This is a genomic window from Enterobacter sp. RIT418 (assembly GCF_003057745.1).
GTDB lineage: Bacteria > Pseudomonadota > Gammaproteobacteria > Enterobacterales > Enterobacteriaceae > Enterobacter.
Map to the genome: position 1 here is coordinate 34162 of NZ_QBJD02000020.1, position 18869 is coordinate 53030.

At 60.8% G+C, this 18869-nt stretch carries 8 protein-coding genes and 1 pseudogene; all 9 read right to left on the bottom strand.

The window, feature by feature from the left end; genetic code table 11:
- Window positions 1–34 precede the first annotated feature (34 nt).
- Window positions 35–307: a hypothetical protein gene (locus DBY73_RS19485; protein ID WP_112012717.1), complete on the bottom strand. Its 273-nt coding sequence runs from the start codon at window positions 305–307 to the stop codon at window positions 35–37.
- Window positions 304–960 (bottom strand): annotated as a pseudogene (locus DBY73_RS19490) (VENN motif pre-toxin domain-containing protein); the annotation flags it as partial. The gene DBY73_RS19485 and the pseudogene DBY73_RS19490, both read right to left, overlap by 4 nt.
- A gap of 362 nt (window positions 961–1322) precedes the next feature.
- The gene (locus DBY73_RS19495; RefSeq protein WP_181573266.1) at window positions 1323–2639 is read right to left on the bottom strand and encodes a VENN motif pre-toxin domain-containing protein; all 1317 of its coding nucleotides are present in this window, start codon (window positions 2637–2639) and stop codon (window positions 1323–1325) included.
- Between the two features lie 442 nt (window positions 2640–3081).
- Entirely contained in the window at window positions 3082–11232 is an 8151-nt protein-coding gene (locus DBY73_RS19505; protein ID WP_112012722.1) for a hemagglutinin repeat-containing protein, read from the bottom strand.
- A 70-nt stretch (window positions 11233–11302) separates the two neighbouring features.
- Entirely contained in the window at window positions 11303–12988 is a 1686-nt protein-coding gene (locus DBY73_RS19510) for a ShlB/FhaC/HecB family hemolysin secretion/activation protein (protein ID WP_112012724.1), read from the bottom strand.
- A gap of 174 nt (window positions 12989–13162) precedes the next feature.
- A complete protein-coding gene (fdhE, locus tag DBY73_RS19515) occupies window positions 13163–14092 on the bottom strand; it encodes a formate dehydrogenase accessory protein FdhE (protein ID WP_112012726.1) in 930 nt (309 codons plus the stop codon).
- Window positions 14089–14724: a formate dehydrogenase cytochrome b556 subunit gene (gene fdoI / locus DBY73_RS19520; protein ID WP_003861958.1), complete on the bottom strand. Its 636-nt coding sequence runs from the start codon at window positions 14722–14724 to the stop codon at window positions 14089–14091. The genes fdhE and fdoI overlap by 4 nt, the downstream gene beginning before the upstream one ends.
- Window positions 14721–15623: a formate dehydrogenase subunit beta gene (fdxH, locus tag DBY73_RS19525; RefSeq protein WP_008501831.1), complete on the bottom strand. Its 903-nt coding sequence runs from the start codon at window positions 15621–15623 to the stop codon at window positions 14721–14723. The genes fdoI and fdxH overlap by 4 nt, the downstream gene beginning before the upstream one ends.
- Before the next feature lie 12 nt (window positions 15624–15635).
- Complete coding sequence (fdnG, locus tag DBY73_RS19530) at window positions 15636–18686, bottom strand: formate dehydrogenase-N subunit alpha (protein WP_112012728.1); 3051 nt, start codon at window positions 18684–18686, stop codon at window positions 15636–15638.
- Window positions 18687–18869: the final 183 nt, after the last annotated feature.

The window sequence follows — 18869 nt, forward strand, 5'->3', positions numbered from 1 at the left end:
CACCCCACCACATAGATGGGGATTATTACTAATTTCAATCAGGATCTGAAGGTGGGGGAGATTTTCGGGCTTTGCGTTCGTCCAGCCAGGCAAAAAACCATGTTCTTGAACCCGCAGCAAGCCCAACGATTCCGCTAATCACAAGTAAATCAGTAACATTTTTTTTAGTAAAAACAAAACCGCTTTCATACCAAATTCTAATCGCACAATCAGCAATAAAAGCAAACACTAAAAATGCCACGAAATAATACGCAGTACTTCCCAGAAACATCCATAAAGACGGTTTTGTCATTTTCTTAATCTTCATTCCTTCTTCCCTGCATCTTTCACTTTGTTGCTGATAAATTCACCGCCAAAAGCACCAAAAATATCGTTAACTTCGCTTGAGAATGGACCAAATTTTCCAAATGTACCACCTGACCATGCACTGAGTCCGGCTCCCGCGATAGCTGCGCCATTTGGTCCATCTGTAAATACTGCCCCGCCCATTGCAATACCCGTATTTGCCCATATACCGCGGCCCGGAGCAAGTGTCCCCATAGTGAATGAGGTGGCACTTCCCAGGTAATCCCACGATTTACCTTCATTTCCCGGCTTGCTCAGATCATAGTATTGATAGCCACCGTTAGCTGTCAGACCAAGAACTCCACCACCAATAACCTTACCCGCCGTTGCTGCCGGACCCAGATACCAAGCCCCGGCAATCATCACACCATCCTGATAACCTTCCACAATAGCCTTCGTGATATTCGCCCCTTCCGGTAAATCACCTTTGGCTATTTTATCCAGCCCGGCCTGTTTCTCTTCAGCCGACAGCCCGTTAGTTTCTGCGTAATGATTCCACGAGGCTGCTGCCTGTCCGTAACTCATCATTCGTGACGGCAGACTCAGCGCATTATTCTCAACCACCGTCTTCCCGGCCTGCGCCCCCGCAATGGCGCTTGCCGTGCCGTCTTCTGCATCCCCGCCCGCACAGCATTGGCCACCATGTGGGTGGCAGCTTTTTTCTACCTCATTACCTCTTTCTTCAGTTCCATCCGGTGCTTGATATTCTCCTCAACATACGGTGCGGTGACCATGTGACCATGTGACCATGTGACCATGTGACCAACTGATCGACTATCTCCTTCGGATTATTAAAGAGCTAATACCTCCTAGACTCCCTCCGAATAGTCCAATTTTTAAACTTAATAAGAGTGTTTCCTCTAAAGGAAATGCAAGGTGATTAATCCAGCAAATCAGAAAACGCCCTAAAAAAACAAATAAAAAAAGGAGTATGCTTCCTACAAAAACCATGTATGCAATTATAAGTAATTCTTTTTTCATTTTGATTCTCCATTATTTTTTAACTCAATGAGCTTTGGTCCACCTTGTGCAACTCCTTCGGTGGCAGAAGAACTAAAAATACCACCCCATACTGCAGGGCGCACATCAAATAGCATTGGCTTACTTATACCCATATCCATGCTGACCCACTCATAACTTTTCCATGAAGGGTTTAATATTTTATTTAATGGGGTTTGAATAAGGTATTTCCCGCCTAAATAACCAGCACTTGCACCTAAAGCTCCCCAGGCTGCACCTGTAAACGGATCATCTCCTTTAAAATAATTTGATGTTGCACCACCTGCCGCGTTCCAGCCTACAGTTCCCCAGCCTCCTGTATTTGCAGTAAATGCTCCTACATAACTTGCTATCAGGACATCCGTTGGATTTATTTCACCATTAACAAGGTATTGCACTCCGGCATTAGCGACTCCACCAATACCTGAAGTCACCTGCATTCCTCCTGGCAAATAAATAAGCCCTGCTGATGCCATTGCAAATGCTACCGCATTGGCTTCGTTCTGTGCTTTCTGGCATTCAGTCCCGGAAGGATTATCGGAACATGTCGTCATATTCGTTCCGTGCTGTTGTAGCCACGCAACCTGTGCATCTTCACTCCCGGCCATCAGGTTATTCTCAACCACCGTCTTTCCGGCCTGCGCCCCTGCAATGGCGCTTGCCGTGCCGTCGCCTGCAACGCCGCCCGCTATTCCTGCTGCAAGTGTCGCCAGCGCGCTGATGGTCTGCTTCTCCGTCTCATCAAGCTTGTCCAAATCCTTGTCATACAGCTGCAGAGCAATACTGCCCGCCAGCTCCCCGGCCAGCGCACCCGCCGCGCCCGCGAGCGCGTCCTTGCCCTGCATCGCCGCCAGCACGGCGTTCGCCACCGCATGGGCGGCGGCCTTTTCGGCCTCCCTGCCTTTTTCGTCCAGCCCCATCCCGTGGCCGATGATTTTCGCCACGTACGGCGCGGCGGCTCCGGCCAGCGCGGCGGTCATGTCGCCGCCCGCCAGTCCCTGGGCTGCCGCGGTGGCGGCCTGGATGGCGCGCTGCATGTCGCTGCCCGTGCCGTACTGCTCCATCGCCGTGCGTCCGGCCTGTTCGGCTATCTCCTGCGGGGTCGGGTTGCTCTTGCCCCCGGCCCTCAGCTTCTCCTCCGCGGCGCTGAGCGCGGCAGGGTCCTTCATGGCCTCCTGCTTCGCGATTCCACCCTGCGTTTTAGCGATATCCGCCATCGCCTGATTCTTACCGGACAGGTCGCTCAGCGCCTTGCTACAGTAGCTATCGCCCGCCGCACAGGCAGCCAGCGCCATGGCCGCATCAGCTGCATAATCTGCTGAACCTAGTGCCGCATCACCCGTATCAGCAAGGCCATTGATAATGGCGTTTGCGATAGCAGATGTTGTACCTTCACCCAGCTTTTCCCTGATCTGATTTTTTAGAGATTCAGCAGCCTGTTTTGCTGCTTCGCGAGCCTTATCACCGGATAGCTAGTTATTCTCAACTAAAATCCTTTCATCTTAAAAAGATATAATACAACCCAACCCAAACCCAATATAAGGCCACCTACTCCCCCTAGCTGCGCTGCATAAAAAATATCGCTCCACAATATTTCAAAAAAACCGCTTTGAAACCATGATAACGAGATAAACGCTAGCTTCGTTGTTATGCCAACTAGGATCATGCCAATACAGCTGAAAAAGAGAATTGATCCGCATATAATAAACTTACCAATTAATACACGAGAAGAAGATTTCATTTCTTAAGTTCCTCTGATACTTTTTCTGTTGCTTTTCCTCCTAGCTCGGATCCTACAGAACCACCTATATCTCCAGCCATTCCCGGAATATTGCTCGTTTTCATGCCTTCTCGAATGATATCGTTACGATTTACTTCAGCATATTTTATCCACGTAGGATCGTACTTAGGATTCCAGCCATTTGTTACCCATTTCCCTACTGCATTTGTAATCTTATCTACACCCCAAGTCATCCCCTTGCCGATACCATACCCAGTAGCAGAACCAATACCATTTGAAATTGCACCAGAAAGCGGATCTTTATTGTCAATCCAGTTACCCAACGCACCACCCGCCGCATTCCAGCCAACAGTACCGACAATTCCGTTCCCCACACTGAATACGTTTACCCAACCAGCAATGGCGGCATTCGCTGGATCAATTGCGCCATCTGCCCAGTAACTGACCCCGGCATTAGCACCAGCACCAAGCCCCCACATTACCTGAGCACCACCGGGCAATAACGCCACGCCACCGCTTGCCAGTGCCAGTCCGACGGCATCCCGTTCATTCATTGCTTTCTGGCAGCTTGCTGAAGAGGGGGCGTCTGCACAGCTCGCCATATCAGTTCCGTGCTGTTGTAGCCACGCAACCTGTGCATCTTCACTCCCGGCCATCAGGTTATTCTCAACCACCGTCTTCCCGGCCTGCGCCCCCGCAATAGCGCTTGCCGTGCCGTCTCCCGCTACGCCGCCCGCTATCCCTGCGGCAAGGGTTGCCAGTGCGCTGATGGTCTGCTTCTCCGTCTCATCAAGCTTGTCCAAATCCTTGTCATACAGCTGCAGAGCAATACTGCCCGCCAGCTCTCCGGCCAGCGCGCCCGCCGCGCCCGCGAGCGCGTCCTTGCCCTGCATCGCCGCCAGCACGGCGTTCGCCACCGCGTGGGCGGCGGCCTTTTCGGCCTCTTTACCTTTCTTCTCCAGCCCCATCCGGTGGCCGATAATCTCCGCCACGTACGGCGCGGCGGCTCCGGCCAGCGCGGCGGTCATGTCGCCGCCCGCCAGACCCTGCGCGGCCGCGGTGGCGGCCTGGATGGCGCGCTGCATGTTGCTGCCCGTGCCGTACTGCTCCATCGCCGTGCGTCCGGCCTGTTCGGCTATCTCCTGCGGGGTCGGGTTGCTCTTGCCCCCGGCCCTCAGCTTCTCCTCCGCGGCGCTGAGCGCGGCCGGGTCCTTCATGGCCTCCTGCTTCGCGATTTCCCCCTGCGTCTTAGCGATATCCGCCACCTGCATGCCGATTTCCGCGATAAGCTGCGCCTCCTCCATCCTGCGCTGCTCCTTCTCCCTGTCGAAGATGGCGTCGATGCTGCCGTTGGCGTTTTCCGTGTCGCGGCTCAGGTCCGCCACGTCCTGCGTCTGGCTTGTGGTATCGCGAACCACCACCGTGCCGTTTTCAATGGCCGCGCGCGTGGTGCCCTCCGCGCTGCCGCTGCTGTCCGCCCCGACCAGCAGGTTGCTCGCCATGTTCCCGGCGAACTGCCCGGCGATGCTGCCGCCGGTGCTGATGCCCGCGCTCTGGTGCTGCACGTCGTATTCGGCGGCGTTATGGATGTCGGTCCAGCCGAGCGTGCCGGTGTCGAGACGGTTCCTGTCCGCGGCGGCGGTGGAGGCGATAACCGCGCCGTCGAGCTGGGTGTGGTCGCCGACGGTGATGTCGAACCCGCCGGTGCCCGCGAAGATGCCGGTCTGCTCCTTCACGGAGGCATAGTCGCTGGTCATTTTATCGCGGCTGTAGCTGACGCTGGCGGAGCCGCTCATGGAGCCAATAATGTTGAAGCTGCCGCCCGCGCTGGCGTTCTGCTGTTTGCTGTCGTAGCTGTCGGTGTCCTGTTCGCTGGCGAGGGTCAGGTTACGCCCGATATCCGCCACCACGGTTTTGCCGCTGGCCTGCGCCCCGGCGAGGGTGGCGTCGCGTCCGCTGACGATGCTGAGCGTCTCTCCGGCGTTCAGCATGGATTCGGTGTGGGTGGTGCCGTTGCCGCGTTCCGTGCCCTTGCCGCCGTTGACGCTGGCGGAGACGCTGAAGCCAACGCCGCCGGAGCCGTAGCCGATGCCGACGCCCGCGCTGCCGCCGTGGCTTTCGTTTTTGCCGTCGAGCGTGGAGGTGTTGAGGGCGGAAATCAGGTTCACGTCGCGGCTGGCCTGTAGCCAGAGGTCGTTCTGCGCGTCAAGCTGGCTGCCGTGAACCAGCAGGTCGCCGTCGGTAGCCACCACGGTGAGGTTGTTCCCGGCGGTGAGGCTGCTGCCTCTGGCGGTGGTCTGGGTGCTGGTCTGGGTGGAGGTCGACGACTGGCTGCCGTAGGAGAGGCTGACGCCGACGGTGTCGTCGTTGCCCTTCTGGTTGCCGGTGGCCTGGTCGAGCAGGACGGACTGGGCGCCCTGTCCGATGGTCAGCGCGCCTTTCACCGCCTGCAGGGCGGCGAGGCGGTCGTTGCCGGTTTCACCGGCCTGCTTCAGGGTGCGGACGCTGCTGTCGAGCGCGCCGCCCGCAGCGCCGGAGAGCGCGAGGGTCAGGCCGGAGGTTTTTTGCTCGACGGTGTGGGTCTGGGTGCCGCTGTCGGCGGCGGCGGTGATGCTGACGTTTTTCCCGGCGAGCGTCATGTCCTGCCCGGCAATCAGCTCGGAGCCGTGGACGCTCAGGGCGTTGCCCGCGCTCAGGGTAACGCTGCCGTTAACGGAGCCGAGGGTGCTGCCGAGATGGGTGGCGTCCTGCGCGGTGTCGGTAATTTTCAGGCTCTGCCTGCCGTAGCTGACGCCGATGCCGCCCGTGCCGGACAGGCCGGTTTTTTTCTCCTGGCGCCAGTGGAGTTCCTGCGAGGACTCTTCGGCGGTGGTCACCGACAGGTTATTCCCGGCGGCAAGCGCCACGTCCTGCGTGCCGATGACCTGGCTGCCGCTGACGGTGAGGTCCCGGCCGCTGACGATGGTCACGCTGTCGCCGCCCAGGCGGGAGGCGGTGGCGCGGTTGACCAGGGTCTCGTCGTGGGTCTCCAGCGATTTGCCCGAGAGCAGGCCGCTGCTCTGCTGCTTGCTGTGTTCGGTGAGGTGGTAGCCGCTCCGTCCGGCATTGATGGTGACGTCGTTGTCAGCCTGCACCATCAGCGCCTTCCCGGCGTCGAGCGCGGCGGCGGTGGCGATCAGGTTATTGCCCGCCGCGAGCGTGAGGTTGCCGCTGGCCGTGATGCTGCTGCCCGCATCCTCATGCCGGGTCAGGGTGCGCCAGGTGTCCTTGCCGAAGCGGCTGTCCTCGCTGTGGGTCAGCGTCTGCACGCCGAGGGTGATGTCGTGCCCGGCCTGCAGCAGGGCGTCCCCCTGGCTGTTGACCTGGGTGGCGTCCAGGCGAATGTCGTTGCGCGCGGCGAGCTGCAGCGTGCCGTTCTCGTTCTGCACGAACACCGTGGCCAGACGGTCGATGTACTGGCCGTCGGCGTTGGTGGTGATCGTGCTGCGGCTGATGATGTCCCGCCCGGAGAGCTGTCCGCCGGTGTTGATGATGTCATCCCGAGCGGCGAGGCTGAGCGCCCCGGCGTCCATTCGCCCGGTGTTGCTGATGTTCTGCGCGGAAACCTGCGCGCGCTCGCGCCCGGCGAGGGTACCGCTGTTGGTCAGGTCGCCCGCCACGTCCAGCGCCATCTGGCGTCCGGCGAGCAGCGCGCCGCTGCCGTCAACGTCGCCGGGCTGCACGCGGGCATACACCTGCGGCACCAGCACCTCTTCGCGGCTGCCGTCCGGCAGGGTGACGGTCTGCGTCACCATCCACACCATGTCGGTGGTGAGCTGGGCCATCTGCTCCGGCGTCAGGGCGACGCCCGGCACCAGGTTGTACTGGCGAGCAAAGGTGACGCCGTTGTCCATCAGCGCCTGATACTGAGCCTCGTCGCTGGCGTAATTCCCGAGGAAACGCTGCCCCGTCAGGGCCATAACCTGATCGCGGATCAGCTTCTGCTCGTAGTAGCCGTCGCCGAGGCGACGCAGGATCCGGTCCGGGTCGCGGGTCAGCTGGCTCATCATATAATCCGAGCCGAGCCATTCGCGGTTGTTCGCGAAGCGCGGATCGGTCTCCACCAGGTAACCCGCGCTGCTTTCCGGGTGCACCACGTACAGGCTGCTGTCCGGCAGGCGGACGTCGGGGGTCTGCACCCGGATTTCACGCGGGGTTTCGCCGCTGGCGGTGACCGGAACGATAACGACCGGGGAGACGCTGCTGTCGCCGCGCGCGCTGTCCGGCCCGTTGATCTGAACGTCGTCCCGGGCGGTAATCACGGTGCCCGAGCCGGTCACGCTGGCGTTGCCCTGCCAGGCGAGAATGCCGAGGTCAATCGTCTCCGTCAGCGGGGCCGGTGCGTAGCTGCTCCGGTCCTTGCCCTGGGTCGTTTTGGTGCCGCCTATCTTTTTCTTCTTCTTTTTGGCGTACCAGCGGGTCTGGGTGCCGGTATCGGTGGTGATGCGCACGCCGGTGGTGGCTTCGTTATCAATCCGGTCTGCAAGCGCGCTGAGCGTGCCGCCTGCCACAATCTGGCTGTCGCGGTTGGTTATCTGTCCGGCGGTGATGGCCATGTTGCCGCCCGCGATAATCTGGCCCGGATCGCTGCGGGTGACCTTCGTCTCCTGCACCTTGCGGGTGTAGTCGTACTCGTAAAACTCCTTGCCGCCTTTCCCGTCCGGCGTCTGCGCGTCGTGGACGCCGTACTTATCCTTTTTGCTGAGATCGACCTCGCTCCAGTCGTAGCGCACGATGTCGCCCTGGTACGTCATCTCGTGACGCTTGCTGGTTTCGGTGGTGACGATTTTCGTGGTCAGGTGGTCGTTAATGTTGTTCAGCGTGGCGACGTCAAGCCGCAGGCTGCCGCCGGCCTCGATGCGCGCGCTGTGGTTGTCGATCAGCTGCGCCTGCCCGCTGGCCGTGTGGTTCTTATCAAGCGTACCGCCGATCGCCATGTCGCCGTCGCTGTAAATCAGGCCGTGCTCCACGTTGGTCACGGTCTGCGCCCCGATGTCCAGCCGCGACCGCGCGGCGATGACCGGTGCCTTTTTGCCGTTGCCGGAATTATTCAGCGTGCCGGTGGCGATGGCGACGTGGTCGCCGTAGATGCGCCCGGAAGGGGCGTTGGTGAGCGAGCCGCTCTCAATCCAGGTGAGGCCGCCGTCGAGCAGGCCTTTGTTGGTTACGGCGTTCTTGATCGCAAGATGGTTTTCACCGGCGCTGATCTCGCCGTCAGCGTTGTTGGTCAGCTTGTTCGCCGCGAGCGTCAGCGTGCCGCCCGCCTGAATCTGCGCGTTATTGCTCACCGCCTTGGCAACGCTGATGTCGGCGTTGCCGACCGCGATGATCCGCCCGCTGTTGGTGAACGCCTGAGCAAGAGTCAGAGCGAGATCGCCCAGAGAGAGGATTTCGCCGTCGCCGCTGAGGTCGCGGGCGGTGAGGCTCACGCCTTCATCGGCGATCAGCGTGCCGCCGGTATTGGTAACGCTGAGCGTTTTTCCGCCGCTGACGTCCAGCTGCCGTTCGGCGGAGAGCAGGCCGAGGGCGTTATTGAGCGCGGTGGTCACGTTGAGGGCAAGCTGTCGGCCAGCCCGCATGGCTCCGTCCGCGTTGCTAACGGTCTGGCTGACGATGCTGACGGTATCGCCCTCAATGCCCCGATCTTCACCGGAGGTGGCGTCGTTCAGCAGCGACTGCGCGGTGACGGACAGCGTGCCGCCGCTGCGCATCAGGCCCGCGGTGTTGTCCGTCAGTCCGGCGGCAATCAGGATATCGCCCGGAGAGAGCAGCTCGCCGTCCTGGTTGAGCAGGGCGGTGGCCTGAACGTCGATCGCGCCGCCCGCTATGCTGCCGCGGCGGTTGTCCAGCTCGCTGACGCGAAGCGCGGCCTGCCCGGCGGCCTGAATCGCGCCGTTCTGGTTGTTGAGCGCCTGGCCCTGCGTGTCGATGCTGACGTCGCCGCCGCCCGCGATGAGGCCCTGCGCGTTATTCAGCTCGCCGCTGTGGAGCGTCAGGCTGCCGCCGCTGAAAATCCCCCCGCGCTCGCTGCCCTGCTGGTTGATGAGCGTTTGCCCCTGCGTGTCGAGCGTGAGGGCGGCGTTTGTCTGGATCAGGCCGTCGGTGTTGTCGAAGGCGGCGCTTTTCCCGGTCAGCGCGCCGGCGGCGGCGAGGGTGCCCTGCCGGTTGTTGACCTGCGCGGCGCGGAAGGTCAGGCCGCCGTTCTGCGCAATAATCTGCCCGTCCTGGTTATCCAGCCCGCCCCGCAGGGTGAGCGACATTGCGTCGTCGCCGAGCTGCAGCATTGTCCCACTGCGGTGCGACAGGCTGTCGGCATCGACGGTCAGCCGCTGTGCCTGGGTAACGCTGTCGTCCATCTGCAGCTGGCCCGCGCGTAACGTCAGGCTGCCGCTGCTGAACAGGTCGCCGCCGTTGCCCTGTACGCTGCTGGCGGAAACGGTGAACTGCTCGCCGCCGTGCAGCAGCTGGCCGCGCGTGTTGTTCAGGGTTGCCGTGTCGATGGTGAACCGCTTTGCGTTGCTGCTGATGGCGCCGTCCTGGTTATCCAGCCCGTCCCGCAGGGCGAGCGTCATGTCGCTCGTGCCTGTCTGCACCAGCTGGCCCCCGGCGTTGAGCAGGCGGCTGGCATCAAGAGTGAGCGTCTCGCCGCCGAGCGCGCCTCCGCGGTTGTCCACCGTGGCGGCCTGCTGTACCGCCAGCGTCTGCCGCGCGCTGACGGTAGCCTGCGCGGTGGTGACGTCCTTGCCCTTTGCGTTCAGGGTGACGTTGCGCCCGGCGGTCCGGCTGCCGTGCAGATCGAGGCTGCTGCCGGTCAGGCGCGCGTCGCCCGCCGCCTGGTGCTGCCCCTGCAGGCTCAGCAGGCCGCGGCTGGTGACGGTCAGGTCCCCGCTGTCAGCAACGCTGCCGTCAGCGTTGAGTCCGGCCGCCAGCACGCTTTGCGAGGTGCCGTTAACGCGGTCTGCTTCAACCTTCACGCTGCCCGCCCCGGCCAGAAAACCGTCGTGGTGCAGCGCGCCCGCAGCCGTTACCGTGGCGTTGCCGCCTGCGTAAACCGTGCCGCTGCTGTTAAGGCTCTCGTTCGTGGTGAGGCGGATATCCTGCCGGGCGGTGATGTTGCCGCTGTTTTCAATGCGTCCGTCGGCGGAGAGGGTGACCGTCCCGGCTTCCGCGCCGATATTGCCCGCGTTGCGTACCCCGACGCCTTTTTCCGTGCCGAGCAGGCGGATTTTTCCGGCGTACATGCCGCCAACCTGCGCGACGTCCAGCGCCAGTACGGGTTTTGCCGAACCGCCACCCGCGAGGGCCGTGACCTTTTCATGGTCCGCATCCACCGCGTTGCGCCCGGTGGTGACGCGCAGATCCTGCGCGTGGATGGCGGCGTTCACCTGTACCGCCCGGGCGATGATGTCGGTGTGCTCCTGCCGGGAGGAATCCAGCCCGCTGCCGTTAACGATAATGTCACCGCGCTCCACCTGATACCCGGTTATCCGGCCGTCCTGCATCTGCGCGGTGCCTGTGGTCAGCGTGGCGCGCCCGGCGTTGATAAAGCCGCAGCCGTCGCAGGTGATGCCGGACGGGCTGGCGATGACCACGTCGGCCTTCTGTCCGGCCACCTCAATGTAGCCGTTGAGCTGGCTCGGGTTGCGCGCGTTCACCTCGTTGAGGATGACCTTCGCCTCGCCTTTTGCCAGCCACGGGTTGGCGGTCACCATGCCGCCGATCTGGGTTGAGGTGTTTTTATGCGAGTTGTTGAGGATCACCCCATCCCGGCCCACGTCGAACTGGCTGTAGGTATTGCGGGAGACGCCGCCTGCCGACGGGGTCTGGATATTCACCTGCGTCGTACCGTTCGCGCTGCTGATGACGGTGGGCTGTTGCTTCGCGGGCGCGGAGGCGTCCGCCACGATGCCCGCGGCCTGTACCGCTATCGCGCCGGAGGCCAGCCACAGGGCGAGGCTGAGCGCCCCGACGCGGCAGACAAGGCGCTGAAGGCTGCGTCCGATCCCGGAAGAGGGCGAGGTGCCCGAGCAGCCCCGGGCAAGCTCGGAGACGACCATCAGCATGCCGCGGGCTTTGTTAAAGACGATACGGTACAGGCGTTTGTTCATGGTAAATCCTTTTATTTTTTGTCCGTGCGGTGGGCAATGGGCTGAGCCGTCAATTCCCCCTCGCGCACGATCAGAAATCCATATTCAGGTTGAAGCCGAAGGTTGCCGGGCTGGTTTTAAAGCCGTCGGGGCGGGAGAAGGGCACGCCCGCGAAGGCGTCATATCCCACTTTCCAGAGCGCACCGCGCAGGCCCGCGGCGCCACCGGCCAGGTGGGCGCCCGTGAGGTATTCCGTCCCTTTGCCTGCGACCTCGCCGTAGTCTGCCGCCAGGTAGAGCTCGGTTCCGGCAAGCGGGGTCTGCCAGGAGAGATCGTTGCGCACCAGCCAGCCGCGATCGGCGTTAAGCGTGCGTTCGCCGTCAAAGCCGCGCACCGTCCAGCGCCCGCCGATGGAGAACTGATCCTGCGAGGTGAGCGGCGTGTTGCTGGTCTGACGCTGCCATGCCACGTCGTAGCGCAAGCGCTGCGTACTCAGCTCAAACGGCAGGCTCAGGCGCGCGTTGGTGCGAAGAATGCGGCCTAGCGCGGTGGCTTCTTCGAACGTCTCTTCAGGGGCTGGCTGTGCGCCAAACCACCGCGTGCCGCGCTGGTAGCTGATGCCCGCATCGAGCGTGGCGGGGCCGATATAGTGGCGATGCTGAAGCCCGGCCTTCCAGGAGGAGACGTGGCGGCGCTGCACCTCCACCTCGGTGTCGTCGATGTAGTTTTTCGTTATCCGGCTCTCTACGTCCCAGGTGAAGGTGGTTTTCTGCGCGCTGCTGCGGTGCAGCACCCGGCTGGCCTGCGCCACCAGGCTCTGGCTTTTACCGCTGTAGCGAATGTCGCCGTTAAGGCCAGCCACTGTCTGGTGGTAGTGGTAATCGCTGCCGGTGAAGGAAAATGCCCACCAGCCCACGGGAACGGACCAGTGGGCGCTCAGGTTCTGGTTGCCTTTTTCCGGCCCGGTTTGAAGGTCATGGTTAATGGAGAACCAGAAGAGATCGCTCAGCGCCAGCGGGTTATCCAGCGAAAGCGTCATTCCGCCCTGATAGCGGCCCGTGGACGAGGTGCCGCTATCATCAAGCGACAGGCCAAGCCGCCAGAACTTGCCTTGCTGGCGGGTAATCACGATATCGCTCTCGCCCGGACGTTCAGCCGGAACGATATCCATCTCGACCTTCACGGTGGGCAGGCGCTGAAGGTTCTCCAGGCCCTGCTCGATATCCCGCAAATCTAATAGGTTGCCGTCGTGCGCCGGGAAGGCGCTGTACAGCCACAGCCAGCGGCTGCTGTCGTCGGTTAACCTGACGTGGCGGATCTTCCCCGGAATAACGGCCAGCGCCAAATGCCCGCTTTTTAAATCCTGCGCGGGAGCCAGCACGCGCGCCGTCGTCCAGCCGTGGGAGATCAGCCGGTTTTGCAGCAGGCTCATGACGCGGTTGATACCTTTCGCGCCAAGGCATTTCCCCACGGCCTGATTGGCCATGCGCTGTAGCGGCACCCAGTGCGGAAGCGCGTCCTGTCCCGTCAGCGTGACGTCACGGATCGTGAAGCAGGGCGTTTCGGCCGCAAACTCCCCGCTATCGTCAGTTTTTGCCGGAGAGGGCAGCCGAACGTCGGGCGCTGGAGGCGTCAGCTGGGCCTCCAGCGCCTGCTGGCGCTGCTGTTGCAGGATAAATTGCTCGTCGCCCGGCGCGGCGGCGGCGGCCGAAGAGAGGCAGAGAAAAACGCAGCTAAACGAAAAGCGCGTGAGGGGCGCTAAGAATCGAAATTCCATTTCGACATATTCCCTTGCAGTTTGTCATGTTTTGTTAAGGCGGGAATAGTGGCGAAGAAAGGTCGATTTATCTACGTGAGGAGGGGTAAACGAAATCCGAAAATGGAGCGAAACGGCTGGGAATTAGTGCGGAAACGGAACGTGGCTCGCAAAAGTACGAGCCACTACAGGAGATTACTCCCCTTCACCCGGGAACAGGAACGGGTTGATCGAGCTGCGGGCAAAGCCCTCTTGCTCCATCTTTGCGTCCAGGATCAGCGAGGCGAGATCGTCGGCCACGGCTTCGACTTTCGGGTCTTTTTCCTGATAGAGGATCTTCAGGTAGGTCCCGCAGTCGCCGCAGCTTTCGGCTTTCACCGCCGCGTCTTCGTTTTCCAGCGACCAGTAGTTGAGGTCGCGGGTCTGCTCGCAGTTGCTGCACTTGATACGCACCACGTGCCACTCGGTTTCGCACAGGTTGCAGTGCAGGTAGCGCAGCCCCTGGGTGGTGCCAATCTGCACCATGCTGGAGACCGGCATGGAGCCGCAGACCGGGCAGAACTGACGCGCTTCGCCGTACTCGGCGCGCGCTTTGCCGGGGATCAGGCTCGCCATTTGCGCCCAGTAGAGCGACAGCGCGGCCCAGATAAACGGCGCTTTATCGCTGCTGACCAGCGAGAAGTCGGACGCAAACAGCGCGCTCGCCATCTCTTCCAGCTCCATGTCCGACGCTTTTTCCAGATTCTCGATCACCGCCAGCGCGGTGCCGCTCATCTCCGGCTTCAGCTCGGCAATCAGCGAATGCAGCAGCTTTTGCCAGTGCTTGTCGCGCGGCAGAACGTGAATATCCAGCGGCGGTTTGCCCTGCTCGCTGGCTTCCTTAATGCGCGCGGTGAGGTCCATGTTCAGCGGGTGGTCATAGAGCACCACTTCCTGCGCATGGGCAACCAGCGCCGCAAAGCGCAGAAAATCGCCCAGCGGGTTGCTCTCGGCCAGCTCGCGCAGACGCTCCGCGCGGCGGTTGTAGAGGTTCTTGAGTCTGGGGAATAACAGCGGCGGAATGTAATCCGCCGTGCGTTTCTCGCTCGAACCCAGCTCATCTTGCGGGATTATGCGAATACTCATTCAGATGACTTTTCCTGTTTCTGGCGGACTTCTCGGTACCAGCGCGGGTGATGTTTCTTCGCCCACGTTTTAGTAACCCAGCCTTCCACCATCGCGGTAATGGTGCCTTTCACCCAGAGGGCGGCGTAAATATGCACCATGATAACCACAATTAACGCCACTGCGGCAAATGAATGCAGCATCAGCGCGAATCGGATCACCGGGATTGAGAAAGCAGGCGCAAAGTACGGACGCCAGATGATCACGCCGCTCACCAGCAACAGGACCAGGAAGATAATCGCCGCCCAGAATACGCATTTCTGGCCGAAGTTATAGCGCCCGGTGTCACCCACTTCCTCGTTGACGACGATCTTACGAATATTCTTCGCCCAAAAGATATCATCCCGATTGATTAGGTTATGGTGCCAGTAGCGGAAAAACATGATGATGAACGACGCGAACATGATGACGCCAACAAACGGGTGCAGTATACGCGCCAGCTGCGGTGTCCCCATGATCTGCATCAGCCAGTTGAAGGACGGGAAGAAGAACCCCAGCCCGCTTATCGCCGCCAGCATGAAGCAGAAGGCGGTGACCCAGTGGTTGATGCGTTCCGGCGCGGTGTAGCGCACGATGGTGTCACGTTTTCTCATTTGCGCACCTCGTCTTTCTCTTCATGCAGGTTGTCGTCTTCCTCTTCCGCGCGGTTCGGACCCACGCCGACGTAGTGGAAGATGCTCGCTGCGAAGGTGGCAGCAAAGCCTACCGCTGCCAGCGGTTTCCAGATGCCTTTCCAGAACTTCACGGTAGCGCTGATTTCCGGGTTCTCCGGCAGGCCGTGGTACAGGTTCGGCTTGTCGGCGTGGTGCAGTACGTACATCACGTGCGTACCGCCAACCCCGGCCGGATCGTACAGGCCCGCATTGTCGTAACCGCGGGTTTTCAGCTCGCCCACGCGCTCGGCCGCCAGCGTTTTCATATCCTCTTTGGAGCCAAAGTGGATAGCGCCCGTTGGGCAGGTCTTCACGCATGCCGGCTCCTGGCCGACGGTAACGCGGTCTACGCACAGCGTGCATTTGTAGACGCGGTTGTCTTCCGGGTTCAGGCGCGGCACGTCGAACGGACAGCCCGCGATGCAGTAGCCGCAGCCGATGCACTGCTCGGACTGGAAGTCGACGATGCCGTTGGCGTACTGAATGATGGCCCCTTCCGACGGGCACGCCTTCAGGCAGCCCGGGTCCGCGCAGTGCATACAGCCGTCTTTGCGGATCAGCCATTCCAGCTTGTCGTTTTGCTCCACTTCCGAGAAGCGCATCACCGTCCAGGACTTGGCGGTCAGGTCCGCGGGGTTATCGTACACCCCGACGTTATGACCCACTTCGTCACGCAGGTCGTTCCACTCCGAACAGGCCACCTGACAGGCTTTACAGCCGATGCAGGTGGTCACGTCGATAAGCTTCGCCACTTCCTGCTGGTGGTCCCGCGCCTGAGGCGCGGGGGTGAAACCGTTAGTCGCGGAACGACGGATAATGTCTTGAGATTGATAAGCCATAGGTCGTCTCCGTTACACCTTTTCCACGTTCACGAGGAAGGCCTTAAACTCCGGCGTCTGCGTGTTCGCATCGCCGACGAACGGCGTCAGGGTGTTCGCAATGAACCCTTTCTTCGCCACGCCCTCGTAACCCCAGTGAATCGGGATACCGATGGTATCCACCTGCTGGCCGTGAACGTTCAGCGTGCGAATACGCTTGGTCACCACCGCCTTGGCCTTGATGTAGCCGCGGTTGGAGGAGACCTTCACGGTATCGCCATGGGCGATGCCGAGCTTGTTCGCCAGCTTCTCGCCGATCTCCACGAACTGTTCCGGCTGCGCGATGGCGTTAAGCAGCGCGTGCTTGGTCCAGTAGTGGAAGTGCTCGGTCAGACGGTAGGTGGTGCCCACGTACGGGAACTTGTCTTTTTTACCCAGCGCTTCAAAGTCGCCCTTGAAGATACGCGCGGCCGGGTTAGAGACCACGTTCGGGTGCAGCGGGTTAGTGCCCAGCGGCGTTTCAAACGGCTCGTAGTGTTCCGGGAACGGCCCTTCCGCCATCTTATCGATAGCAAACAGGCGGCCCATCCCTTCAGGCTGCATGATGAACGGCCCGACGTCGCTGCCAGGTGCGGCAGTGCTGTAGTCCGGAATGTCCACGCCGCCCCACTTCGCGCCGTCCCACTTCAGAAGCTGACGCTTCGGATCCCACGGGTTGCCCTGCGGGTCAGCGGAGGCGCGGTTATAGAGGATGCGGCGGTTGAGCGGCCATGCCCAGGCCCAGCCCAGCGTATTGCCGAGGCCCGACGGGTCGGCGTTGTCGCGGTTAGCCATCTGGTTGCCCTTCGGCGTCCAGCTGCCGGCAAAGATCCAGCAGCCGCTGGAGGTGGTGCCGTCATCGCGCAGGTGCGCAAAGGTGCTGAGCTGATCGCCTTTCTTCGCCAGCACGGTGCCGGTGGCCGGGTCGATAACGTCCGCCAGCGCCTTACCGTTGCTCTCCATCGCCACTTCTTCCGGCGCTGGGTTTTCCGGCGTCGAATAGTTCCAGGTCATGTTCAGCACCGGTTCCGGGTTCGCGCCGCCTTCGGAGGCGTACATCTTACGCAGGCGCAAGAAGATACCGGCCAGGATCTCGCCGTCGTTCATGGCGATGCCCGGGGCGTCCGCACCTTTCCAGTGCCACTGCAGCCAGCGGCCGGAGTTAACGATAGACCCGTTCTCTTCCGCGAAGCAGGTGGACGGCAGGCGGAACACTTCGGTCTGAATCTTCGACGGATCAACGTCGTTCGACTCGCCGTGGTTCTGCCAGAAGGTCGAGGTTTCGGTATTGAGCGGGTCAATCGTCACCAGGAACTTCAGCTTAGAGAGCGACTCAACAACCTTGTTCTTGTTCGGGAACGAGGCCACGGGGTTAAAGCCCTGGCAGATATAGCCGTTGACCTGGCCCTGGTGCATCATTTCGAAGTACTGAAGCACGTCGTAGCCTTTGTCCCACTTCGGCAGCCAGTCAAAGCCCCAGCTGTTTTCCGCCGTCGCCTTGTCGCCGTAGAAGGCTTTCATCAGCGAGACGAAGAACTTCGGATAGTTGCCCCAGTAGTTCACCTGGCCTTCGAGCAGCGGTTTTGGCGTGCTGGCCGTCAGGTAGGTTTGCAGGTCGGTTTGCTTCTCGCTCGGCAGGTTCATGTAGCCCGTCAGGCTCTGCGACAGCAGGCCGAGGTCGGTCAGACCCTGAATGTTGGAGTGGCCGCGCAGGGCGTTCACGCCGCCGCCCGCCATGCCCATATTGCCGAGCAGGAGCTGAACCATCGCCATGGTGCGGATGTTCTGCGCGCCGATGGAGTGCTGCGTCCAGCCGAGCGCGTACAGGAACGACGCGGTTTTGTCTTTAGCGCTGGTTTCCGCGATCATCTCGCAGACCTTCAGGAAGTCCGCTTTCGGCGTGCCGCAGATGTTTTCGACAACCTCCGGCGTGTAGCGGGAAACGTGCTCTTTCAGCAGGTTCCACACGCAGCGCGGGTGTTGCAGGGTGGTGTCGCGCTTCGCAAAGCCTTTTTCGTCCAGCTCGTAGTTCCAGCTGGTCTTGTCGTATTTGCGTTTTTCCGCGTCGTAACCGCTGAACAGGCCATCTTCGAAGTGGTAATCCTCACGCACGATCAGGCTGGCGTTGGTGTAGGCTTCGGTGTATTCGCGGTTGTATTTTTCGTTGGTCATCAGGTACAGCAGTACGCCCGACAGGAAAGTGATGTCAGTACCTGAACGAATAGGGGTGTAGAAATCCGCCACTGACGCCGTGCGCGTGAAGCGGGGATCGATCACAATCAGCTTCGCGCCGTTGTGGATTTTGGCTTCCATCGCCCAGCGGAACCCGACGGGGTGAGCTTCAGCGGCGTTACCGCCCATCACCACGATAAGGTTGGCGTTCTTGATGTCGACCCAGTGGTTGGTCATCGCACCGCGACCAAATGTTGGAGCAAGACTTGCTACCGTTGGTCCGTGTCAGACGCGCGCCTGGTTGTCGACCGCGAGCATACCGAGTGCGCGCGTGAATTTCTGGGTTAAATAACCGGTTTCGTTGCTGGACGCAGAGGCGCACAGCATCCCGGTGGAGAGCCAGCGGTTGACCGTGACGCCGTCAGCGTTCTTATCGATAAAGTTGGCATCGCGGTCTTCTTTAATGAGTTTTGCGATGCGGTCAAACGCCTCTTCCCAGCTGATTTGCTGCCACTTATCGGAGCCTGGCGCGCGATACTCCGGGAATTTCAGGCGGCTTTCGGAGTGGATAAAGTCCACCAGACCGGCCCCTTTCGGGCACAGCGCGCCGCGGTTAACCGGGTGATCCGGGTCGCCTTCGATGTGGAAAATAGACGCTTTGGCGTTTTTTGCACCGTCGCCGAGGCTGTACATTAACAGCCCACAGCCAACGGAGCAGTACGTGCAGGTGTTACGGGTTTCGCGGGTGCGCAGCAGCTTATACTGCCGCGTTTCCGCCAGCGCTACGCCTGGGGCAAAGCCCAGCGCCGCCGCCGTCGTGCCTGCCATACCGCCAGCGCAGATCTTAAAGAACTGCCTTCTGCTGACCTGCATGGGTCACTCCTTGGTTCATTTCGACATTGCTTTTCGTTTTTACGCTGCGGTTAAACGGTAACCACAGCGCTTAAAATTTGCGTTAAACCCTCAATTCCGCGAGGGATATATCCAGAATACCACAATGTCGGTAAGACTGTTCTTATCTGGTTAAAACAAAGTGAACGTATTATCACGGCATTG